This is a genomic window from Ensifer sp. EB106-05-01-XG146, from assembly GCF_058791875.1.
The window spans coordinates 3,917,200-3,938,786 of the sequence record NZ_JBYTDX010000001.1; the positions used below are offsets into that span (position 1 = coordinate 3,917,200).

Below are 21,587 nucleotides of genomic sequence, written 5' to 3' on the forward strand. Positions count from 1 at the left end.
CTATCGATTTTCGCGCCGGTTGAGAGACGCCAGCGCCAGCAGCGTGATCGTCGCCATGCCGAGGCAATAGCCGACGAGCGGCCAGGCCGTATCACCGCCAAGCAGGAGAACGGCGCCGGTGCCAATAAGGCTGACGATCAGGCTCTGGATCGAGAAGTAGAGCGCGACCGCCGTCCCGGCGATGGCATCGAAGGCCTTGAGCGCTCCGTTGGCGGTGACCGAGGCGCTCATGACGATGCCGAAGGCGATCACCCACATTGGCAGCACGAAGCTCTGGAACGACGGCACCGCCGAGGCTTCGCCCGCGCCAAGCAGCAGCCCGCCGAGGATGATCAAGGCCATGCCGCGGGCCAGGCAACCGGAGGTCCCGTAGCGGGTGACGAAGCCCCTGGCGAAGCGCGTGGCGATGATCATCACGACGGCGGCGGTGGCGAATGCCAGGCTGAAGCCCAGCTGCGAATAGCCGGCGCGATCGATAAGCAGGCGTGGCGCCGTGGAGAAGAACACGAAAAACGCGCCCATCGCCGTGCTGAAGCCAAGCGTATAGGTCCAGAAGGCGCTACTTGCGAGCATGGGTCTGAAGCTCGGCTTTGACGGTGCTGCGGCGTCGGGCCGGGTTTCCGACCACTGCGGCAAGGCCTGGCCGAGTGCTGCAAGGCCAAGCATGGCAAGCGTCAGGAAGATCGCCCGCCATCCGAAAGCGCCTGATATCAGCGCGCCGGCGATCGGCCCGAGCGCCGGCACGAAGGAGAGCATGGCGCTGAAGAGGCCATAGATGGTCACACCCTCCGGACGTGCGCCATAAACGTCGCGCACGGTCGCGAAGGTCGCGACCAGTGCGGCCGAGGCGCCGGCCGCCTGGACAAGCCGCAAGGCGACGAAGACCGGTGCCGAGGTGGTTGCGGCCAGTCCCAGCGAGGCCAGCGCAAACAGCGTCGCGCCACCGAGAAGAACGGGACGGCGGCCGACGCGGTCGGACAGCGGGCCGAACAGCAGCTGACCCAGCCCCAAAAGCAGCATGTAGAGGCTGAGCGTGAGCTGGACGACTGCGGGCGACGTGCCGAGGATCGCCGGCATGTCGGGCACGACGGGCAGGTAAATGTCCATGGCGAGCGACGCCAGGATATCGAAGGGCGCCATCAGCAAAAGGGCTGCCGGCAGCGAATAGGACCAGGTGAGGGAATTACGATCGGGCATGATGAAACATCCGCGCAAATGAAAACCATTCGGCGGCGATCTGCCACTTCATCAAATCTTCTGAATGTGAGCCGACAGACGCCGCAACAACTTATTCAACCGTTGTTGCGGCTTACCTGGTTGCTGACGGGTCGGTCCTCATCTGCGGCTCCTATGGCGGCTCTCCAGCGATACCGCCAAGCCAGCCGAAATCTCATGCCGGCATGTCCTATCATCGGGATTTCCGGACGGCAACTCCTGGCTCAGCTATCAGCCTCGGCCGCGCCCGGCATCACCGCCAGCCGGTTCTCGACGCTGGTGACGCCGATCACCGATGCTGCGGCATCGCCGGCGCAGGCGATATCGGATGCCTGCGCCACATGACCGGAAAGCACCACGATCCCGCCGAGCGCCATCACCGAGATCTCGCGCGTATCGATCATCGCCGCATACTGGATGTAGCGCAGCACCTTGTCGGCGAGCGCATCGTCGATGAGATGCGGATCGTCGTCTTTGTGCGCGTAAATGGACTTCTCTGTCGGCATGGCTCGTTCCTCATGCTGTTTCGGAACGCCTGCGGCCGGGGAATGTTCCCCTCCCTGTGCCCGCTGCTCGCGCGCTTGCGGCGCGGGTGCGAACAACGTTATTGCTGGCAGGACCATTCCAGGAGCGGAAAGAGGAAAGCATCTGCGGTCTTCCGCCCGTCTCCCGCTCTACCTCATGAGAACAGACCCCGAAGAACTTGGATCGATCCGCTCCAAGGTCATCGCGATCCAGGGCCCGCGCATGTCCGACATCTTCCAGAACGTCCTGCCCATCTTCATCCTGATCCTTGCCGGCTGGTTGCTGGTGCGCCTGGGTTACCTGAAACCGGCCGTCGGCGAAGCCTTGGGCGATTTTGTCTTTCGCGTCGCCGTGCCCATCCTGCTGTTTCGCACGATTGCGGAAGCGGATTTCAAGGACGGTTCGCCCTGGCCGCTCTGGGTCGCCTATTTCTCGGGCGTCGCGGTGACCTGGACGTTGGGACACGTGGCGGCGACGCTCGTCTTCGGGCGGGATGCGCGCATGGGCGTTCTCGCTGGCGTCTCCTCCGCCTTCGCCAACACGGTCTTCATCGGCCTGCCGCTGGTGTCGCGAATCGTCGGCGAGGAGGGCATCGTTGCGATCTCGATCCTGCTTTCGGTGCATCTGCCAGTCATGATGATAGCGGGCACGCTCTTGATGGAGCGTGCGGAGCGGCGCGCCGGCGGCAAGCCGGGGCAAAGCCCGCTGCAGCTCTTGGCCGGTGTCGCCCGCAATCTGGTGCGCAACCCGCTGGTGATCGGCCTTGCCTGCGGCGCCGCCTTCCACCTTATCGGCCAGCCGCTTGGCGGTCCGGTCAAGACCGTCGTCGATCAACTGGCGTCGATGGCGGCACCCGCAGCGCTGATCTCGATCGGCATGGCGCTGGATAAATACGGCCTTGCCGGCAATCTCGGGCTCGCTTCGATGACGAGCGTCTTGAAGCTCGCCGTCATGCCCGCGGTCGTCTATGCGAGCTGCCACTTGCTCGGCCTCAACGACAACTGGACGACGGCGCTGGTGCTGACGTCGGCCGTGCCGACGGGTGTCAATGCCTGGCTGATCGCCAACCATTTCAATGTCGGCCATGGGCTGGCGTCCTCGACGATCACGCTGACGACCGCGCTCGGCGTCATCAGCGTTTCGGTCTGGGCCTATCTGCTGATGTGATTACCACTCTCTCCGGCAAACTGTTTCGCCGCAGAGGCTTGGATCCGCCTGAACGTTCCGTGCGCAACATCTCCGCCTATCCCCGAATACGAAAAGGCCCGGCGCGAGCCGGGCCTTTTGCATGGGATCGTTTCCGACCGCTGAACTTATTGAGCCGGTGCCGGCTGACCTTCGGCAGGCTTGGCTTCGGTTGCCGGCGCTTCGGCCGGCTTTGCACCTTCGGCGCCAGCAGCCGGTGCCGCTTCGCCGGCAGCCGGTGCGGCTTCGGCAGAACCGGCAGATGCGTCCGGCAGTGCTGCCGGAGCGTCGGCCTGCTCTCGCAGCCAGGCGATCAGGTTGGCGCGCTCGTCGGGCTTCTTGACGCCGGCAAAGCCCATGGCGGTGCCCGGAACGTGCTTCTTCGGTGCTTCGATGAAGTAGCTGAGGTGGTCGTAGTCCCAGACGACCTTGCCGCCTTCGGCAAACGTCTTCATGCCGGCCGAGTAGCTGAAGCCCTCATGCGAAGCGATCGGACGGTTGACGAGGCCCCAGAGGTTCGGACCGACTTTGTTTGCGCCGCCCTTGTCGGCGGTGTGACAGCTTGCGCATTTCTTGAACACGGCTTCACCGGCAGAAGCGTCGGCCTTGAGCAGCAGCGGCTTGATGTCGACTTCGACTTCCGCGGCACCACCGGCACCTGCTTCAGACGTGCCTTCTTCCGCAACGATCGTAAAGCCTTCCTTCTCGGGAGCTTCGGAATGGAAAATGCCTTCCGATGCAATGGACACGGACATCAGAACGAAGACCGTTCCCAGAAAGGCGCCCACGCCCATGTTCACATATGAATTCATCTGCAAACGCTCCCTTTGCCACCGGCGCAAACAAAAACCCGGCCTATCTTGAAATCGCGCGGAACCTATGTCTTTTGGCTCTGCGTTGCAACAGTGATTATCGGCCCCTAACTGAGACTTATTGACACTTTCGGCGGGGTTTTTGAAGGCCAGATCATGAATCGCGAAAATTCAGTTAAAGTCATCGTGCTCATTCCGGCGCGCATGGCCTCGACACGCCTACCCGGAAAGCCGCTCGCCGATATTTGCGGCCTGCCGATGATCGTTCAGGTCGCGACCCGAGCGCAGGAAGCGGACGTCGGCCGCGTCGTCGTTGCCGTTGACGACCAGCAGGTCTTTGACGTCGTGCGCGAGGCCGGCTTCGAAGCGATAATGACCCGCATCGACCACCAGTCCGGCTCCGACCGGATCTACGAAGCGCTGCAGAAGGCCGATCCGAACGGCGAAGCCGAGATCGTCATCAACGTCCAGGGTGACCTTCCGACGGTCGAACCGGCATCGATCCGCGCGGCGCTGAACCCGCTCGAAAATGCTGCCACCGATATCGCCACGCTGACGGTGGCGATCACCGAGGAGAGCGAGAAGACCAACCCGAACATCGTCAAGGTCGTCGGTTCGCCGCTTTCCGACACGCGCCTGCGTGCGCTCTATTTTACCCGCGCGACCGCGCCTCATGGCGAAGGCCCGCTCTATCATCACATCGGGCTCTATGCCTATCGACGGCAGGCGCTGGAACGCTTCGTCTCGCTTCAGCCCTCCGTGCTCGAACGCCGCGAATCGCTGGAGCAGCTGCGTGCGCTCGAAGCCGGCATGCGCATTGATGTCGAGATCGTCGATTCGGTCCCGCTTGGTGTGGACACGCCGGTGGAGCTGGAAAAGGCCCGCCGCATCCTGTCTGCCCGTACCCGCTGATATCAGAACCTGAGAAGGACGCTACCGTGACCGCCAAGACCAACAGGATTTCCTTCCAGGGCGACTATGGCGCCAATTCCGACATGGCCTGCCGCGACATGTTCCCATCGATGGAGCCGCTGCCCTGCCAGACCTTCGAGGATGCCTTCGTCGCGGTCGAGAACGGCGACGCCGATCTGGCGATGATCCCGATCGAGAACACGATCGCCGGCCGGGTCGCCGACATCCATCACCTCCTGCCGGAATCGCGGCTGCACATCGTCGGCGAATATTTCATGCCGATCCGTTTTCAGCTGATGGTGCTTCCGGGTGTCACGCGTGACGAGATCCGCACCGTGCACAGCCACATCCATGCGCTCGGCCAGTGCCGCAAGATCGTGCGCTCCAACGGCTGGAAGCCGGTCGTCGCCGGCGATACGGCGGGCGCGGCAAAGCTCGTCTCCGAAAAGGGCGACCGCTCGATGGCAGCGCTCGCGCCGCGGCTTGCCGCCGATCTCTATGGCCTCGAAATCATCGCCGAGAACGTCGAGGATACCGAGAGCAACGTCACCCGTTTCGTCGTGCTGTCCAGGGAAGAGCAGCGCATCGCCCGCACCAGCGACGAAGAGCTGATCATCACCACCTTCGTCTTCAATGTCCGCAACATCCCGGCAGCGCTCTACAAGGCCATGGGCGGTTTCGCCACCAACGGCATCAACATGACCAAGCTCGAGAGCTACCAGCTTGGCGGCCGGTTCGTGGCGACGCAGTTCTATGCGGATATCGAAGGCCACCCGGATGATGTCGGCGTGCGCCATGCCATGGACGAGCTTCGCTTCTTCTCCGAAAAGGTCCGCATCCTCGGAACCTATAACGCGCACCCGATGCGCGGCGTTCTCTGAACAGGCCGCTCCGGCGCCAAGCTGTTGAGAAAGGCCTGCGCAGGCGGGCCTCGACCGCCTCCCAAAGTGGTGAGGCGGTCGCTATCGTTAGCACGCTGCTTGGCCCCTCAGCTCCGCCTGAAGGCCGCGAATGCGCCTGATTTCTGACCAAAATGAAGCCTGCGGTTGTGGTCTTCTCGCGCCGCACATATCTGATCCTGCCATCTGGCTAAGGTTTTCAGAGCATCACGTTTAAGTCCTGAGCGTACCGTTCGCGGTGATTTTCCGAGAGAATCATTGGTTTCGCCACGCCCTACGGGGGTGAAAGTGGCAAAAATTCGTTAACCGGCTACGCGTCTGGCGCATGCCTAGTTTGCAATCGTGGCGCTACACAAATTTTAGGCAAATGCCTATTTGACGCTCGTCAAGTAAGGAGTGTTAAAGATGAAGATCCGTCAGAAGATCATGGAATATGCGAAGACCCGCCGTGCGATCCGCGAGCTGAATGCTCTCGACGATCACGCACTGAGCGACATCGGTCTGTCCCGTTCGCAGATCCAGGCCGCCGTTTACGGCCGCTAATTCCGTACCATTCGCGCATCCCGCCGCTTCAGGCTGGCGGGATGCGCGCAGCATACCCTCTCGCTCAAGAATCGTAGAGGCAGACGCGCAGCCGGTGACCATCCGGATCGAGCGCGACGAAAGTCGGACCGAAATCCATTTCGGTCAATTCCTGCGCAATCGGCAGGCCTTTCCCCTTCCAATCCTCGTAACGTGCGCGCACCGCGCTCTCGTCTTCCACCATGAAGGCCAGTTCCGACCGGCTGCCCGATGCCGCCGGCTCTGGCGCGACCGTATGTTCGGCCCAGAGCCCGAGCGTGAAGCCGCCGGGCAGCTCGAAGGACGAGAAGGTCTGGTAGGTGACGCTTGGTTCCTGCGCGAGAAGCGCGCGGTAGAAGGTCACGCTTGCGAGCGGGTCCTTGACGTAGAGAACGATGAGATTTGCCTTGGCCATGCTGTTCCTCCTTGTTGCGGAAGGTGCAGGCTAGGGCTGGCCGCTGCCAGTTTCTGTCAGCATCGGCGCACCAACACCCGTCAGGAGCCGACCGTCTCTCGCTTCGATGCCGCCATGTTCTGGCTCGCGCGCCAATCCTTCATCAGCACCTGCCGGCGGCGGGGATAGCGCGCCTCCGTCACCGTCATCTTCTGCATGCGGTCGGCGCGAAAGTGCCGGAAGTCCAGGCGCAGCTCGCACCAGGCCATGACCATGCGCACGTTCTCAAAGAAGCCGAGGGCAAAGGGCCAGACGGTGCGCTGCGTCGCGCTGCCGTCATTGTCGACGTAGTCGAGCTCCACCTTGCGCTCGTTGCGGATTGCGCGCCTAAGCGCGGCGATGTCGATGCCGTTGGTGGCCGGCGGGCTCGGGCCGACGAGCAGGGTCGAACTGTCGAGCTCGTCGCGAAGTTCGGCGGGCAGCACCGCGGCAATCTTGGCGAGCGCATTGGCGGCAGCGCCGGCGAGATCATCGTCAGTACGCTTGGAGACCCAGCGCGAGCCGAGCACCAAGGCTTCGATCTCCTCGGCGGAAAACATCATCGGTGGCAGCATGAAGCCGGGCTTGAGCACATAGCCGAGCCCCGGCTCGCCCTCGATATCAGCGCCCTGCGCCTGGAGGCTGGCGATATCGCGGTAGAGCGTTCTGAGGCTGACGCCGGTTTCTTCCGCCAGTCGCTGGCCGCTCACCGGCTGGCGGTAGCGCCGGAGCACCTGCAGAAGGTCGAGCAGCCGTTCGGAGCGGGACACGGTCGATCTCCCTGTATCCGTCGCCTTATGTCCGCTCGCCCCAGGCGAGCCAGTCACGCATCAGCTGGTGCGCGATCGCGCCCTTCGGCGGCGGAATATGCGCGTCGCCGGTGTCGGCGACCCCGGTCGACCTTTCGAGCATCGCGATCGTTTCATCGCGCGTGAACCAGCGCACGTCTTCCAGCTCGTGCTCGTCGCGCTTGATGACGGTTGATTTCGCCTCCGCATAGCAGCCGATCATCAGCGTGTGCGGCATCGGCCAGGGCTGCGAGGCATGGTAGCGTACCCGGCCGATATGGATGCCGGACTCCTCGAGCGTTTCCCGCCGCACGGCGTTTTCGATCGTCTCTCCCGGCTCGACGAAGCCGGCAAGGCAAGAATACATGCCCGGCGCGAAATGCGGGCTGCGGCCGAGCAGGCAAAGATCGCGCTCAAGGTCGATCGTCATCATGATGACGACAGGGTCGGTGCGCGGGAAGACCATATGGCCGCAGGCGGTGCAGACCCGGCGATAGCCGCCGGCCTTGCCTTCCATCGGGCCTGCGCAGCGACCGCAGAAGCGGTTGTTGGCATTCCAGGTAATCAAGCTCGAGCCTTGCGCGAACTGGCCGAGCAGTTCCTCCGGCAGCATCTGCTGGCGATAGAGGGTGCGGCCGTCGGCGATCTTGAAGGGCTCGGTGATCGTCTCGTCCGTCAGGCCCGTCGGCACGGCCAGCCGGGGCTCGCCGTTGGCGAGGTAGCCGAGCAGGATCGTCTCGTCGAGAACGGGTTCGAGACCTTCAAGCTCATAAGGCGCAAACAGTGGGTCGATGATCTTCTCGTCATGCTTGACGATCAGCTTCGGTCCGGAGAAGGCCAGGAAATGCGCACCCGGGTGCTTCAGTGCCACCTGGACGCAATCGTCGGCCCGGTGCTCCGACTGGCGATCCAGATGATTCTCTGAGAAGGCGACGAGGGTGCTTGGCTCTGGATGCGGGCTGCGAAGGTCAAAGATCGATTTCGTCATGTTCAGAGGTTTTCCAGAATGCGGGCTGCGAAGGCCTGATGTTCTTTTTCGTCCCACGGCTCCGCCTTGCCGAAGCCCCAGACCGGCCCCGGCCAGTTCGGGTCGCCGTCGCTGCGGGCGATGATATGCACGTGAAGCTGCCGGACGATGTTACCCAATGCGCCGATATTGATTTTCTCGGCGCCCGTGACCTTCTTCAGCGCCGTCGCTGCCATGGTCGTCTCGAAGGTCAGCATCGTCTGGTCGAGCGGGGTGAGGTCGAAGATCTCAGAAATGCCTTCACGCTGAGGAATGAGCACGAGCCAGGGCCAGCGGCGGTCGTTCATCAGCCGCATCTGGCAAAGCCCGATCGAGGCGATCGGAATGCCGTCGCGCTCGAGCCGCTCGTCGAGGGTGAAGGTCGTCAACTGGGTCTCCTCGGCTATTGAGAATGACGGATTCGCCTTGTTTTGCATATCGATATCAGTTTTTTGACGGCTTGGCTTGCATTTGCTTTCGATATTGCCGATATGGAAGCCGGGAGGTTGGTGGTGGACGAGCCACTCGCCAACCGGGTCAGGTCCGGAAGGAAGCAGCCCCAACGAGCTCCGGCACGGGTCATCGTGCCAGCCTCCCACCTTCTCCGTCCTGTCGGGACAAGAGTTCGAACAGCGGCAGGGTCGATGAGCGACGATACGTCCATTTCATCCGTTGAGAAACCAGCCGCCTACCGTGTTCTGGCGCGCAAGTATCGCCCCAAGGATTTCTCCGACCTGATGGTCGGCCAGGAACCGATGGTGCGCACGCTCACCAACGCGTTCGAAACCGGCCGCATCGCCCAAGCCTACATGCTGACCGGGGTGCGCGGGGTCGGCAAGACCACCACCGCCCGCATTCTCGCCCGCGCGCTGAACTATAAGACACCGGATATCGATCGGCCGACCATCGACCTGCGCGTTCCCGGCGAACATTGCCAGGCGATCATGGATGGGCGTCACGTCGACGTCATCGAAATGGACGCGGCGTCACACACCGGCATCGACGATATCCGCGAGATCATCGAACAGGTGCGCTACCGCCCGGTTTCGGCCCGCTACAAAGTCTACATCATCGACGAAGTGCACATGCTCTCGACCCAGGCCTTCAACGGCCTGCTGAAGACGCTCGAAGAGCCGCCAGAGCATGTGAAATTCATCTTCGCGACCACCGAAATCCGCAAAGTGCCGATCACGGTTCTGTCGCGCTGCCAGCGCTTCGACCTGCGCCGCATCAGCGCGTCCGATCTCGTCGGCCTGTTTTCGACGATCCTCGGCAAGGAAGGCGTATCCTTCGATCCGGAAGCGCTTGCGATGGTGGCCCGCGCTGCCGAAGGCTCGGCGCGCGACGGTCTGTCGCTGCTCGACCAGGCGATTGCCCATGGCGGCGGCGCTGTGGAAGTCGAAACCGTGCGTTCGATGCTCGGCCTTGCCGACCGAGCCCGCATCGTCGACCTCTTCGAGCACGTCGTCAAAGGCGATGTCGCCGCGGCCCTCAAGGAATTCACCGCACAATACGAGGCCGGCGCCAATCCGACGGTCGTATTGACCGACCTTGCCGATTTCACCCATCTCGTCACCCGGATGAAATACGTACCGGAGGCGGTCAACGACCAGTCCTTGAGCGAGATCGAGCGCACCCGCGGCGCCGTCTTTGCCGAGAGCGTCGCGGTTACGGCGCTCTCGCGCATCTGGCAGATGCTCCTGAAGGGCATTCCGGAAGCCGAAAGCTCGTCGCGCCCGGCGGGTGCCGCCGAAATGGTGCTGATCCGCCTGGCGCATGCGGCACATCTGCCGGCGCCTGAAGAGGCCGCGCGGCGCTTGCTGGAACTTTCCGGCAATGAAGGCGGCGGCGCTCGCCCTGGCCCTTCAGGTGGCAACGGCGGCGGCGCACAGGCCCAGGCTTCCGTGTCCGTGTCGGCGCAGGCATCGCAGCCGATGCCGGTGCAGCGCCCGACGAGCAATGGTGCGACCATGCTGCGCGCCGTCCCGGACGTGGCGCCCCAGGCGGTTGCCGTTGGCCGCATCGAAGAACGCCCGGTGGCGGCGCCTGCGGCCAAGCCGCAGCCGTCGGTGCCGGTCAATTCGATCGCCGACATCGCCGATCTCTGCGCCAAGAACCGCGACATCAAGCTGAAGACGCTGGTGCGCGGCTTTCTGCGGCTCGTGCGGATCGAGCCCGGACGTCTCGACGTCAACGTCTCGGATGACGCGCCGAAGACGCTGCTTGGCGAAGTGGCCGTCAAGCTCAAGGAATGGACCGGCATCCACTGGATCGTCAGCTACAGCCGCGAGGCCGGTGAGCCGACGCTGATCGAGGCGGAACAGCGGGCGCAGGAGCAGCGCGTCAACGACGCGCGCCAGGACCCCGATGTCGCCGCCATTCTCGCCCGGTTCCCGGGCGCCAAGATCACCGACGTGCGCATTCGCGCCGTTGAAGAAGAGGCCGAGAGCCAGGCTCCGGCCACAGCCGAATCCGCCGACGGCGATATCGTCCCTGGCGACGACATCGAATAGTCCCGTCTGCGAGCAGAAACAGAAAGACAGGAGACGACGATGCGCGACATCATGGGGATGATGGGCAAGGTCAAGGAAATGCAGGCCAAGATGGAAAAGATGCAGGCGGAAATCGCCGCGCTCGAAGTCGACGGCACCTCCGGCGGTGGCCTCGTCACCGTTCGCCTCGACGGCAAGGGCACCCTCAAGAGCCTGAAGATCGATCCCTCGCTGTTCAAGGAAGACGACGTCGAGATCCTCGAAGACCTGATCGTCGCCGCCCACAAGGACGCCAAGGACAAGGCCGAAGCTGTGCAGGCGGAAAAGACCCGCGAACTGACTGCCGGCCTGCCGATCCCGCCCGGCATGAAGCTGCCCTTCTGATCGTCTCCGGGCAGTAGGTTCGGGAAGCAGGGCGGTCTGCCGCCCGCAGCATTTGCGCGCCGGCGGTGGTAGCCGCCGGGTACCGCGTCGACACCCGCCGCTTCGCGTGCGGGCGTTTCGAAGGCGATTCCGTTTCGGCGCGATATGGGCTAAAAGCGCCGCATGGCAAAACGAGTCACCGGCCCTGAAATCGAAAAACTCATCCAGCTCCTGGCGAAAGTGCCGGGGCTCGGACCGCGTTCGGCGCGCCGCGCCGCCCTGCATCTCGTCAAGAAGAAGGACCAGTTGCTGGGTCCGCTCGCCGACGCGATGGGCGAAGCGCACCGCAAGGTCCGCATCTGTTCCTGCTGCGGCAATGTCGATACGATCGATCCCTGCACCGTTTGTTCGGACGAGCGTCGCGACCACGCCGTGCTCATCGTTGTCGAGGACGTGTCCGATCTCTGGGCACTGGAACGCGCCGGCGCTATGAACGCCGCCTATCATGTGCTCGGCGGCACGCTCTCGCCGCTCGACGGCGTCGGCCCCGACGATCTCAACATCAAGGGTCTCGTCCAGCGCGTCGCCAATGGCGGCGTCCGCGAGCTGATCATCGCCGTCAATGCCACCGTCGAGGGCCAGACGACGGCGCACTACATCACCGACCAGCTCGAAGGCATGGAGGTGAAGATCACCCGGCTTGCCCATGGCGTGCCGGTCGGCGGCGAGCTCGACTACCTCGACGAAGGCACCTTGGCGGCTGCCCTTCGCGCCCGCACGTCGATCTGAGCGTCATTTCGGACGCTGCAATCCAACCGATGGGGAAGCCTTATGCTGAGACTTCTTTCACTGACGACCTTGCTGCTCTGTGGCTGGCTGGGGCTCGCGCAAGCCTCGACCAAAGCCGACGTCGAGGCGCAGTTTCGTACCTGGCTGCAGAATGATCTCTGGCCGGAGGCGAAGAAGGCCGGCATTTCCGCCGGATCCTTCAAGGCGGCCTTTTCCGACGTGAAGCTCAACTGGGACCTGCCGGATCTGGCGCCGCCCGGCTTCCCGAAGCCGAAGGAACAGAAGCAGAGCCAGGCGGAGTTTTCCTCGCCCGGAAACTACTTCTCGGAAAAGCGTCTGCAGGGGCTCGCCGCCACCGGCCGCAGCCTGGCTTCCACCCATGCGTCGACCCTGAAGAAGATCGAGCGCACCTATGGCGTGCCGGGCTCGGTGATCGTTGCCATCTGGGGCCGCGAATCCGGCTTCGGCCGCGCCAAGATCCCCTATCCGGTGGTCGATGTGCTCGCGACCAAGGCGTTTATGTCGACGCGGCCAGACCTGTTTCGCCGCGAGCTGATCGCGGCACTGCACATTCTCGACAGCGGCGATGTCGACGAGGCGGCGATGCGCGGCTCCTGGGCCGGCGCTATGGGTCAGCCGCAGTTCATGCCGTCGAGCTTCCTGCAATATGCCGTCGATTTCGATGGCGACGGCCGCCGCGACATCTGGAATTCGGTGCCAGACAGCCTGGCGTCGATCGCCAATTATCTGGTCAAGAAGGGCTGGCAGCGCGAGCGTGACTGGGGCTTCGAAGTATCGATTCCCGAAGCCGTCTCCTGTGCGCAGGAAGGGCCGGACCTCGCCCAGCCCCTGTCGAGTTGGGCGAACAAGGGGATCGTCAGGATTTCCGGCAACGCCTTTCCGTCGCACGAATTGTCCGCATCTTCGATGATGCTGGTGCCCGCTGGTCGCCATGGGCCGGAGTTTATCGTCACGCCGAATTTCTACGTGCTCAAGGAATACAACAACTCCGACCTCTACGCGCTCTTCATCGGCAACCTCGCCGACCGCATTGCGACAGGCGGCGGCGCGTTCCGCGGCACGTGGGGCGACGTCGGCAACATGCTGCGCTCGGACGTTCTGAAGATGCAGAAGGCGCTGGTTGCCAAGGGCTACGACGTCGGCAAGGTCGATGGTCTCCCCGGCTACAAGACGCGCCGTTCGCTCGGCGACTGGCAGGCAAAGAGCGGCCTTGCCGCCACCTGCTTCCCCGATGCTTCGCTGAAGGCGAAGCTGCGGTAGAGCCAATTGCAGCCGGAGGCGCTGGTGCGCCGACTGCCGAAAAGAAAAGGCCCCGTCACCGGGGCCTTTTTCGTTGCATGGTCGAGATCGGCGCGAGGGCCGGCACAAGCTAGTGCATGTCCACATTCACCTGGCGCTTGTAGCGCTCGTAATGGGTCGGCACGATCGTCTGGCGCTCGATCATCCGGTGCACGCGCGGTGGTGCTTTGCCGCTATGCAGCGCCGTCAGCCTGTCGCCGACGGCCGCGTCCGCCTGGGTGCGCCGCTGGTTGTGACGCACATATTCGACCCAGGTCGGCACGTGGTAGGTCTCCGTCCAGGTGGTCGGGTTTTCAAGGTCGCGCATCAGCGCCCAGTGTCCGGCGCCGTCACGGATGCGGATACGCCGCCGTTCCGCCATGGTGGTCAGGAACTCCGGGATGTCGTCGTCGGCGATTTCGTAGTCGATCATGATGACGATCGGGCCGCTGCGCGGTTTCAGGTCCAGTTCGAGCGGCGGCTCGTTGAAGCGGTTCAGCGGATCGAGGTTGAGCGAGGTGAATTCCGGCAAGGGCAGGCGGAAGCCGACCACGACGCCGGCGAACATCAGCAGACAGGAGCCCATCAACGCGTTGGCCGCGCCATATTGCTCGGCGGCCGTACCCCAGAGCCAGCTGCCGCCGGCAATGCCGCCGAAGGTCATGGTCTGGTAGAGCGAAAGGGCCCGGCCAACCACCCAGCGCGGCGTCGACAGCTGCACCGTGGTGTTGAACAGCGACAGCGCCAGCACCCAACAGGCGCCGGAGATGAGCAGCACGAGACAGCTCAGCCAGGCATAGGTGCTCCAGGCCGTGATCGCGGCGCTGGCGGCAAATCCGGTGAAGGCGATGCGCACGATCGCTTCGCTCGAAAGCTTCTCGCGCAGGCGGGCGGAGAGCAGCGCCCCGCCGATCGCGCCAAGGCCGAAGGCGCCGAGCATCAGACCGTAGGTGAGCGGCCCACCCTGAACGAGGTCGCGGGCGACGAGCGGCAGAAGAGCGAGGATGGCGCTTGCCGAAAGGCCGAAGAGGAAGCCGCGCAAGAGAACCTTGCCGATGTTCGGCGACATTGCGACGTAGCGCAGGCCAGCCGAAATGGCGCGCCCCAGCGTCTCGCGCGGCAACGTGCTCGTCGGCACCTCGCGACGCCAGCGCACCAGCGCAAAAAGGATGGCGAAATAGCTGAGCGTATTGGCGAAGAAGGCAGCCGCCGCACCGAGTGCCGCGACGATGGCGCCGCCGATCGCCGGGCCGACGCTTCGGGTGATGTTGAAGCCCATGCTGTTGAGCGCGACCGCTGCCGGCAGGTCTTCGCGCGGAACCATGTCGCCGACCGACGCCTGCCAGGATGGGTTGTTGAGCGCCGTGCCGCAGCCGATGAGGAAGGTGAAGAGCAGGAGCAGCCAGGGCGTGATCAGCCCGACATAGGCACAGATCGTCAAGAGCGCCGAGACGAAGAGCATGAAACACTGCGCCACCAGCATGATCCGCCGCCGGTCGAAATTGTCGGCAAGCGCGCCAGAGACAAGCGAGAAAAGCATGATCGGCAGCGAGGTCGAAGCCTGCACCAGCGCCACCATGTTCGCCGACGAGGAAATGGAGGTCATCAGCCAGGCGGCCCCGACCGATTGAATAAGGCCGCCGAAATTGGAGGCGAGGCTCGCGATCCATATCGTGCGGAAGATGTCGTGCTTGAAGGGGGCAAGCGGCGAAATACGGGTTGGCACCTCGTCTTCTCTCTTCGTTTCTTGATTGTCGTCTCGAAGCGGTTCGTCTCCTGTTATAGGCCCGACAACGCGAAGTGCCACCCGCTGAAACTGACCTTGTTGGCGAAGATGCTCGCCGGCGGTTCGTCCGGCCATTTGCGTCGGACGGCCCAATGCCTTGCAATTTGTGGCGATGGGGCGTATATGAGCCTCAAATTCTTGATCGGTAGATGAAGAGTGGGCCCGTCAGGACCCGCTCTTTTTTATTAGCCGGTCCGATGAGGAGATGATCGTTTGTCCGATACGACAACGGCTGAAAATGCAAATGAACCCCGCCTGATCACCGAAACCGGTCTCGACCAACGCGTCGCCGACATCATCGAGCCGGTGATCGTGCCGATGGGCTACCAGCTCGTGCGCGTGCGCATGTCGGGCCAGAACGGCATGACGCTGCAGATCATGGCAGAGCGCACCGACGGCACCATGACCGTCGAGGACTGCGAAGAGATCTCCAAGGCCATTTCGCCGGTGCTCGATGTGGAAGATCCGATCGACAAGGCGTATCATCTCGAAGTGTCGTCGCCGGGCATCGACCGCCCGATGGTGCGCAAGTCCGACTTCTTCCGCTGGCAGGGTCACCTGCTGAAATGCGAGACGTCGGTTCTGGTCGATGGCCGCAAGCGGTTCCGCGGCAAGATCGTTTCTGTCGATGACGACGGTTTCCGGCTTGAGCGCGACCAGGTGGCCTATGGCGAGGAGCCCGTCGTCGTGATCCCGTTCACCACGCTTTCCGAAGCGCGGCTGATCCTGACCGACGATCTGATCCGCGATGCGCTGACGGCCGACAAGAAGGCCAAGGCTGCGCGTGCCGCGAACGAGAATTTCGAAGACGAAGATTCACCTATTGAGGAATAAGTCGGGCGGAGCTTGAAAGCCCCCTGCAACCCAACGGAGACAAGACATGGCAGTCAGTGCTAACCGGCTCGAGCTTCTGCAGATCGCGGATGCTGTCGCGCGTGAAAAGGTGATCGACCGCGAGATCGTTCTGGCCGCGATGGCCGACGCGATCCAGAAGGCCGCCCGCTCGCGCTATGGGTCGGAATCGAACATCCGCGCCGACATCAACTCCAAGACTGGCGAAATCCGCCTGCAGCGTCTTCTGGAAGTGGTCGAGAAGGCTGACGACTACTCCACGCAGATCCCGCTCGAGCTTGCTCGCGATCGCAATCCGGACGCCAAGCTCGGTGACTTCATCGCCGACCCGCTGCCGCCGATGGATTTTGGCCGCATCGCCGCCCAGTCGGCCAAGCAGGTCATCGTGCAGAAGGTGCGTGAGGCCGAGCGCGACCGTCAGTTCGACGAGTTCAAGGATCGCGTCGGCGAAATCGTCAACGGCACGGTCAAGCGCGTCGAATACGGCAACGTCATCGTCGACCTCGGCCGTGGCGAAGGCATCATCCGTCGCGACGAGATGATCCCGCGCGAAAACATGCGCTACGGTGATCGCGTCCGCTCCTTCGTCTACGACGTTCGCCGCGAACAGCGCGGCCCGCAGATCTTCCTGTCGCGTACCCATCCGCAGTTCATGGTGAAGCTCTTCACCATGGAAGTGCCTGAAATTTACGACGGCATCATCCAGATCAAGTCGGTTGCCCGCGACCCGGGTTCGCGCGCCAAGATCGCGGTCGTCTCCAACGATAGCTCGATCGATCCGGTCGGCGCCTGCGTCGGTATGCGCGGTTCGCGCGTTCAGGCCGTCGTCGGCGAGTTGCAGGGCGAAAAGATCGACATCATTCCGTGGTCGCAGGATCCGGCGTCGTTCATCGTCAACGCGCTGCAGCCGGCGGAAGTCGCCAAGGTCGTTCTCGACGAAGACGCCGAGCGCATCGAAGTGGTCGTTCCCGACGAGCAGCTGTCGCTCGCCATCGGCCGACGCGGCCAGAACGTTCGCCTCGCTTCGCAGCTGACCGGCTGGGATATCGACATCCTGACCGAGCAGGAAGAGAGCGAGCGCCGCCAGAAGGAATTCACCGAGCGCACCAACCTCTTCATGGATGCGCTCGACGTCGACGAAATGGTCGGTCAGGTGCTGGCTTCGGAAGGCTTTGCCGCCGTTGAGGAGCTTGCCTATGTCGATCTCGACGAAATTGCGTCGATCGACGGTTTCGACGACGAGACCGCCAACGAAATCCAGACCCGCGCTCGCGAGTACCTGGACCGGATCGAGGCGGAAATGGATGCCAAGCGCCGCGAACTCGGCGTTGCCGACGAACTGCGCTCAATCGACGGCCTGACGAGCCAGATGCTCGTTGCGCTGGGCGAAGAAGGCATCAAGACGGTCGAGGACTTTGCTGGTTGCGCCGCTGACGATCTCGTCGGCTGGAGCGAACGCAAGGACGGCGAGACCAAGCGTTTCGAAGGCACCTTCTCGAAGTTCGACGTCTCGCGCGCCGAAGCCGAAGCCATGATCGTTCAGGCCCGCCTCGCAGCCGGCTGGATCACGCAAGAGGACCTGGCAAGCGAAGAGGTCGAAGGTGAAGAGCCGATCGACGTTGCCGAAGGCGCCGAGCAGGACGCTTAAGGACGATGATCGCCTCTGATCATGCCGACAGCCTGCCTTCGGACGCCCTGCCCACGGATGGGGGGCCGAAGGATCGCAGCGGCGGCACGCGGACCTGCATCGTCACTCGTGAAAGCGGTTCGCCAGACGAGTTGATCCGCTTCGTGGCTGGGCCAGACGGTCGCGTCGTTCCCGATCTGAAGCGTCAGCTTCCGGGGCGCGGCTGCTGGGTCAAGGCCGAGCGGGCGCTGATTGAGAAGGCGGTGGCGAAGAAGTTCTTCGCCCGCGCCCTGAAGGCGGACGTCAAGGCCGACGCGACGCTCGCCGACGATGTCGACCGGCTGCTCGCCGAGCAACTGGCCGGAATGATGAACATGGCGCGCAAGGCGGCCCAGTTCATCTCCGGCGCAACGAAGACGGAGCAGGCCGTCAGGGGACTGGCGGCACTCGCCGTGTTTCATGCGTCCGACGCTGCGGCCGACGGCGTGCGCAAGATAGACCAGGCCCGCAAGGCGATGAGCTTTGTGGCCGACGATGAAATGGAAATACCTTCGTTCCGTCCCTTCACCGGGGCGGAAATGGAGGGCCTTTTAGGAAGTAATGCTTTTATCCATGCCGCAGCGCTTGCAGGGCAGGCGGGTGAAGGTGTAGTGAAGCGCGCAATCATGCTCGAAAAGTACCGAGGATCCGTCCCGGTCCGGGCCGACGGCGGCGCTGGCAAGCCACAGCAATGACCCGCGTCACCGGCACAGTCTGGCATCGCGTACATTGTTTGAGACAATTTGGAAGACAGGGTCAGGTGATACGCATCCGGCCCTGATCGCTAGGAACGGAACGGAATGACCGACAACAACGACGACAAGACAGGCAGCGCAGCGGGCAAGAAGACGCTGACCCTGAAGCCCCACGGGGTTTCGCAGGGGACCGTGCGTCAGGACATGGGCCGTGGCCGCACCAAGGCGGTCGTGGTCGAAACCAAGAAACGCCCCTTCCACCGCCCCAAGGACGAGCGTCCGATCACACCGGTTGCTGCAGCTCCCGCTGCGCGCCCGGCCGATCAGCGCCCGGCTCAGCCGCAGCCTTCGGGTCGCCCGGCACCGCAGCCGCAGCAGCATTCGACGCGTCAGGAAGCCAACCAGGCCAATCGTCCGCGCGTCGGTGTCGTTCTGAATCAGCTATCCGCCGGTGAGATCGATGCGCGCCGCCGTGCTCTGGCCGAAGCCCAGATCCGGGACGCCGAAGAAGCGGTCATCCGCGCTGAGAACGAAGCACGCCGCAAGCGTGAGGAAGAAGCCCGTCTCCAGCAGGAGAAGGAAGAAGCCGCACGCCGCGCTGCCGAGGAAGCAGCCCGCGCGGCGGCCGAGCCCGAAGCCAAAGCCGAAGTTAAGGCCGCAGAGGTTGTTGAAGAGCGCCCCGTGGCTGCTCGCGCACCGGCTTCCACCGAGCGTCGCGTTGACAGCCGCCCGCAGGCCGGACGGCCCGCCGACCAGGCAGGTGGACTTCCGACCCCGGCTCCGGCCGGCGCACTGCGCGGCCGTAAGGTCGACAACGAAAAGGATGACGATCGTGGTCCGCGTCCCGGCGCAGGTCCGGCGCGCGGCAAGGTCGTGCGTCCCGAGCCTGCCAAGGTTCCGGCCCGCCCGAAGGGCGACGACGGTCGCCGCCAGGGCAAGCTGACACTGACCACCGCTGCCGACGAGGATAGCGGCCAGCGCGCCCGTTCGCTGTCGGCCATGCGTCGCCGCCAGGAGAAGTTCAAGCGCAGCCAGATGCAGGAAACCCGCGAGAAGATTTCGCGCGAAGTCATCCTGCCCGAGACCATCACCATTCAGGAGCTGTCGCAGCGCATGTCTGAGCGCGCCGTTGACGTCATCAAGTTCCTGATGAAGGAAGGTCAGATGATGAAGCCCGGCGATCTGATCGATGCCGACCTGGCCGAACTCATCGCCGGCGAATTCGGCCACACGGTCAAGCGCGTTTCGGAATCCGACGTCGAAGAGGGCATCTTCAACGTTTCGGACACGGACGAAGAAATGGAACCGCGTCCGCCGATCGTCACGATCATGGGGCACGTCGACCACGGCAAGACCTCGCTGCTCGATGCGATCCGCCACGCCAACGTGGTGGCCGGCGAAGCCGGTGGCATCACCCAGCACATCGGCGCCTACCAGGTCGAGCAGAACGGCAACAAGATCACCTTCATCGACACCCCCGGCCACGCGGCGTTCACCGCCATGCGTGCTCGCGGTGCCCAGGCGACCGACATCGCGATCCTGGTGGTTGCGGCTGACGACAGCGTGATGCCGCAGACGATCGAATCGATCAACCACGCCAAGGCGGCCGGTGTTCCGATCATCGTGGCGATCAACAAGGTCGACAAGCCGTCGGCAAATCCGCAGAAGGTTCGCACCGAGCTGCTGCAGCACGAAGTCTTCGTCGAATCCATGGGCGGTGAAGTCCTCGACGTGGAAGTGTCCGCCAAGAACGGCACCAACCTCGACAAGCTGCTCGAAGCGATCCTGCTTCAGGCAGAAATCCTCGACCTGCGCGCCAATCCGAATCGGACGGCCGAAGGTACGGTCGTGGAAGCCGAGCTTGACCGCGGTCGCGGTGCGGTTGCCACCGTCCTCGTACAGAAGGGCACGTTGCGTCCGGGCCAGATCATCGTCGCCGGTGATCAGTGGGGCCGTGTGCGCGCGCTCGTCAACGACAAGGGCGAACACGTCAAGGAAGCCGGTCCGTCCATGCCGGTCGAGGTTCTCGGCCTGTCCGGTACGCCGGCAGCCGGCGACAAGTTCGCCGTCGTCGAGAACGAAAGCCGTGCTCGCGAGATCTCCGAGTACCGCCAGCGTCTCGCCCGCGAGAAGCAGGTTGCCCGTCAGTCCGGCTCGCGCGGTTCGCTCGAGCAGATGATGACCCAGCTCCAGACCTCCGGCCTCAAGGAGTTCCCGCTGGTCATCAAGGGCGACGTGCAGGGTTCGATCGAAGCGATCGCCGGTGCTCTCGACAAGCTCGGAACCGACGAAGTGCGTGCGCGCATCGTGCATTCGGGTGCCGGCGGTATCACCGAGTCCGATATCTCGCTCGCCGAGGCATCGAACGCCGCGATCATCGGCTTCAACGTCCGCGCCAACTCGCAGGCCCGTTCGGCCGCCGAGCGTGCCGGCATCGAAATCCGCTACTACAACATCATCTACGATCTGGTAGATGACGTGAAGGCGGCGATGTCGGGCCTGCTCTCGCCGGAGCGTCGCGAAACCTTCCTCGGCAACGCCGAGATCCTGGAGGTGTTCAACATCACCAAGGTCGGCAAGGTCGCGGGTTGCCGCGTCACCGAAGGCAAGGTCGAGCGTGGCGTCGGTGTCCGTCTGGTTCGCGACAACGTCGTTATCCACGAAGGCAAGCTCAAGACCCTCAAGCGCTTCAAGGACGAAGTCTCGGAAGTCAATGTCGGTCAGGAATGCGGCATGGCCTTCGAGAACTACGAAGACATCCGCGCCGGCGATACGATCGAGTGCTTCCGCGTCGAGCATATCACCCGGACGCTCTAATGGGCCTGAAAGCCCGGCAAATCTGCACAACGGCGGCCCTGGCCGCTGTTGTGTCGTTTTGGTGGACGCCGGCCTTCGCGGAAGTCTGCGACAAGATCTATCCCGAATGGGATGGTCAGAAATTCTCGGTTCTCAACGAGGTGGCCGCTTTTCTGACCAATTGGGTCGGCCTGGCGGCGCTTTTCTGTCTCGTTACCGGTTCAGCGGTTTTGCGCCTTCGGGCGCTGCTTTGGGTCGGGAGCCTTCTCGGCAGCCTCCTCCTCCTGGTGGCCATCACGTCCTGGGGAGATGCCGAGCACCAGTTATGGCAGTCGGCCATCAATGAGGGTTGCGCACATCCGCAGTTCGAACTGATCCAACTGCTGTCCGCGCTCGTGTTGACGGCTACGGGTGTCTTTCTGGGACTGCGTCGAAGAAAGCGGGCGCAGGCAATCAGAGCTACCCGTGCCTGAGGCACGGAAGGTATATTACGCTGAAGAGTAAAACGGTTTG

General features: G+C 63.5%; 21 protein-coding genes and 1 other RNA gene. 14 read left to right on the forward strand and 8 right to left on the reverse strand.

Annotation, left to right across the window (positions count from 1 at the left end; all coding sequences use genetic code 11):
* Both cml and AC3WVQ_RS19215 read right to left on the reverse strand, forming a co-directional pair.
* Positions 1-1,197 (reverse strand): CmlA/FloR family chloramphenicol efflux MFS transporter, encoded by a 1,197-nt coding sequence (gene cml, locus AC3WVQ_RS19210; protein WP_090296193.1) that lies wholly within the window; start codon positions 1,195-1,197, stop codon positions 1-3.
* A 242-nt stretch (positions 1,198-1,439) separates the two neighbouring features.
* Positions 1,440-1,721 (reverse strand): BON domain-containing protein, encoded by a 282-nt coding sequence (locus tag AC3WVQ_RS19215; protein WP_029742346.1) that lies wholly within the window; start codon positions 1,719-1,721, stop codon positions 1,440-1,442.
* Positions 1,722-1,962: 241 nt separating this feature from the next.
* Between AC3WVQ_RS19215 and AC3WVQ_RS19220 the strand changes: the two genes are divergently transcribed.
* Complete coding sequence (locus tag AC3WVQ_RS19220) at positions 1,963-2,907, forward strand: AEC family transporter (RefSeq protein WP_060609576.1); 945 nt, start codon at positions 1,963-1,965, stop codon at positions 2,905-2,907.
* Positions 2,908-3,053: 146 nt separating this feature from the next.
* Here the strand turns inward: AC3WVQ_RS19220 and AC3WVQ_RS19225 are convergent, their stop codons facing one another.
* Positions 3,054-3,737, reverse strand: coding sequence for a c-type cytochrome (locus tag AC3WVQ_RS19225; protein WP_029742348.1), 684 nt, complete (start codon positions 3,735-3,737; stop codon positions 3,054-3,056).
* A 156-nt stretch (positions 3,738-3,893) separates the two neighbouring features.
* Between AC3WVQ_RS19225 and AC3WVQ_RS19230 the strand changes: the two genes are divergently transcribed.
* The 3 genes from AC3WVQ_RS19230 to AC3WVQ_RS19240 all read left to right on the forward strand — a co-directional run bounded on the left by AC3WVQ_RS19230 (position 3,894) and on the right by AC3WVQ_RS19240 (position 6,091).
* A complete protein-coding gene (locus AC3WVQ_RS19230) occupies positions 3,894-4,649 on the forward strand; it encodes a 3-deoxy-manno-octulosonate cytidylyltransferase (RefSeq protein WP_090296196.1) in 756 nt (251 codons plus the stop codon).
* A gap of 26 nt (positions 4,650-4,675) precedes the next feature.
* A complete protein-coding gene (locus tag AC3WVQ_RS19235; RefSeq protein ID WP_029742350.1) occupies positions 4,676-5,530 on the forward strand; it encodes a prephenate dehydratase in 855 nt (284 codons plus the stop codon).
* 423 nt (positions 5,531-5,953) lie between these two features.
* Positions 5,954-6,091, forward strand: a complete 138-nt coding sequence (locus tag AC3WVQ_RS19240; RefSeq protein WP_064817013.1) for a DUF1127 domain-containing protein — start codon at positions 5,954-5,956, stop codon at positions 6,089-6,091.
* Positions 6,092-6,155: 64 nt separating this feature from the next.
* On the opposite strand, the gene AC3WVQ_RS19245 is transcribed toward AC3WVQ_RS19240, so the two are convergent.
* The 4 genes from AC3WVQ_RS19245 to AC3WVQ_RS19260 form a co-directional block, all read right to left on the reverse strand.
* Positions 6,156-6,524, reverse strand: a complete 369-nt coding sequence (locus tag AC3WVQ_RS19245) for a VOC family protein (protein ID WP_034804768.1) — start codon at positions 6,522-6,524, stop codon at positions 6,156-6,158.
* 80 nt (positions 6,525-6,604) lie between these two features.
* Positions 6,605-7,312, reverse strand: coding sequence for a helix-turn-helix transcriptional regulator (locus tag AC3WVQ_RS19250; RefSeq protein ID WP_110818572.1), 708 nt, complete (start codon positions 7,310-7,312; stop codon positions 6,605-6,607).
* A gap of 25 nt (positions 7,313-7,337) precedes the next feature.
* Positions 7,338-8,318, reverse strand: a complete 981-nt coding sequence (nudC, locus tag AC3WVQ_RS19255) for an NAD(+) diphosphatase (RefSeq protein WP_034804765.1) — start codon at positions 8,316-8,318, stop codon at positions 7,338-7,340.
* A 2-nt stretch (positions 8,319-8,320) separates the two neighbouring features.
* Positions 8,321-8,773 carry an HIT domain-containing protein gene (locus AC3WVQ_RS19260; protein WP_162731791.1) on the reverse strand — a complete coding sequence of 151 codons (453 nt, stop codon included), beginning with the start codon at positions 8,771-8,773 and terminating at the stop codon, positions 8,321-8,323.
* A 64-nt stretch (positions 8,774-8,837) separates the two neighbouring features.
* Here AC3WVQ_RS19260 and ffs point away from each other — a divergent pair.
* The 5 genes from ffs (at position 8,838) to AC3WVQ_RS19285 (ending at position 13,261) form a co-directional block, all read left to right on the forward strand.
* An RNA gene (gene ffs / locus AC3WVQ_RS19265) (signal recognition particle sRNA small type) lies at positions 8,838-8,935 on the forward strand.
* 45 nt (positions 8,936-8,980) lie between these two features.
* The gene (locus AC3WVQ_RS19270) at positions 8,981-10,849 is read left to right on the forward strand and encodes a DNA polymerase III subunit gamma/tau (protein WP_090296201.1); all 1,869 of its coding nucleotides are present in this window, start codon (positions 8,981-8,983) and stop codon (positions 10,847-10,849) included.
* A gap of 39 nt (positions 10,850-10,888) precedes the next feature.
* Positions 10,889-11,212: a YbaB/EbfC family nucleoid-associated protein gene (locus tag AC3WVQ_RS19275; protein WP_029742357.1), complete on the forward strand. Its 324-nt coding sequence runs from the start codon at positions 10,889-10,891 to the stop codon at positions 11,210-11,212.
* A gap of 162 nt (positions 11,213-11,374) precedes the next feature.
* Complete coding sequence (gene recR / locus AC3WVQ_RS19280) at positions 11,375-11,980, forward strand: recombination mediator RecR (protein WP_110818571.1); 606 nt, start codon at positions 11,375-11,377, stop codon at positions 11,978-11,980.
* Positions 11,981-12,022: 42 nt separating this feature from the next.
* On the forward strand, positions 12,023-13,261 hold the full coding sequence (locus tag AC3WVQ_RS19285; protein WP_090296204.1) for a lytic murein transglycosylase: 1,239 nt from the start codon (positions 12,023-12,025) through the stop codon (positions 13,259-13,261).
* Between the two features lie 109 nt (positions 13,262-13,370).
* Here the strand turns inward: AC3WVQ_RS19285 and AC3WVQ_RS19290 are convergent, their stop codons facing one another.
* The gene (locus AC3WVQ_RS19290; protein ID WP_029742360.1) at positions 13,371-15,005 is read right to left on the reverse strand and encodes an MFS transporter; all 1,635 of its coding nucleotides are present in this window, start codon (positions 15,003-15,005) and stop codon (positions 13,371-13,373) included.
* Between the two features lie 273 nt (positions 15,006-15,278).
* Here AC3WVQ_RS19290 and rimP point away from each other — a divergent pair, with 273 nt between their 5' ends.
* The 5 genes from rimP (at position 15,279) to AC3WVQ_RS19315 (ending at position 21,547) form a co-directional block, all read left to right on the forward strand.
* Positions 15,279-15,899 (forward strand): ribosome maturation factor RimP, encoded by a 621-nt coding sequence (gene rimP / locus AC3WVQ_RS19295; protein ID WP_029742361.1) that lies wholly within the window; start codon positions 15,279-15,281, stop codon positions 15,897-15,899.
* A 46-nt stretch (positions 15,900-15,945) separates the two neighbouring features.
* Positions 15,946-17,565 (forward strand): transcription termination factor NusA, encoded by a 1,620-nt coding sequence (nusA, locus tag AC3WVQ_RS19300; RefSeq protein ID WP_029742362.1) that lies wholly within the window; start codon positions 15,946-15,948, stop codon positions 17,563-17,565.
* A 5-nt stretch (positions 17,566-17,570) separates the two neighbouring features.
* The gene (locus AC3WVQ_RS19305; RefSeq protein ID WP_090296207.1) at positions 17,571-18,278 is read left to right on the forward strand and encodes an RNA-binding protein; all 708 of its coding nucleotides are present in this window, start codon (positions 17,571-17,573) and stop codon (positions 18,276-18,278) included.
* A 105-nt stretch (positions 18,279-18,383) separates the two neighbouring features.
* Complete coding sequence (gene infB / locus AC3WVQ_RS19310) at positions 18,384-21,095, forward strand: translation initiation factor IF-2 (RefSeq protein ID WP_034804758.1); 2,712 nt, start codon at positions 18,384-18,386, stop codon at positions 21,093-21,095.
* Positions 21,095-21,547, forward strand: a complete 453-nt coding sequence (locus tag AC3WVQ_RS19315; RefSeq protein WP_110818570.1) for a hypothetical protein — start codon at positions 21,095-21,097, stop codon at positions 21,545-21,547. The genes infB and AC3WVQ_RS19315 overlap by 1 nt, the downstream gene beginning before the upstream one ends.
* The last annotated feature ends 40 nt before the right edge of the window (positions 21,548-21,587 follow it).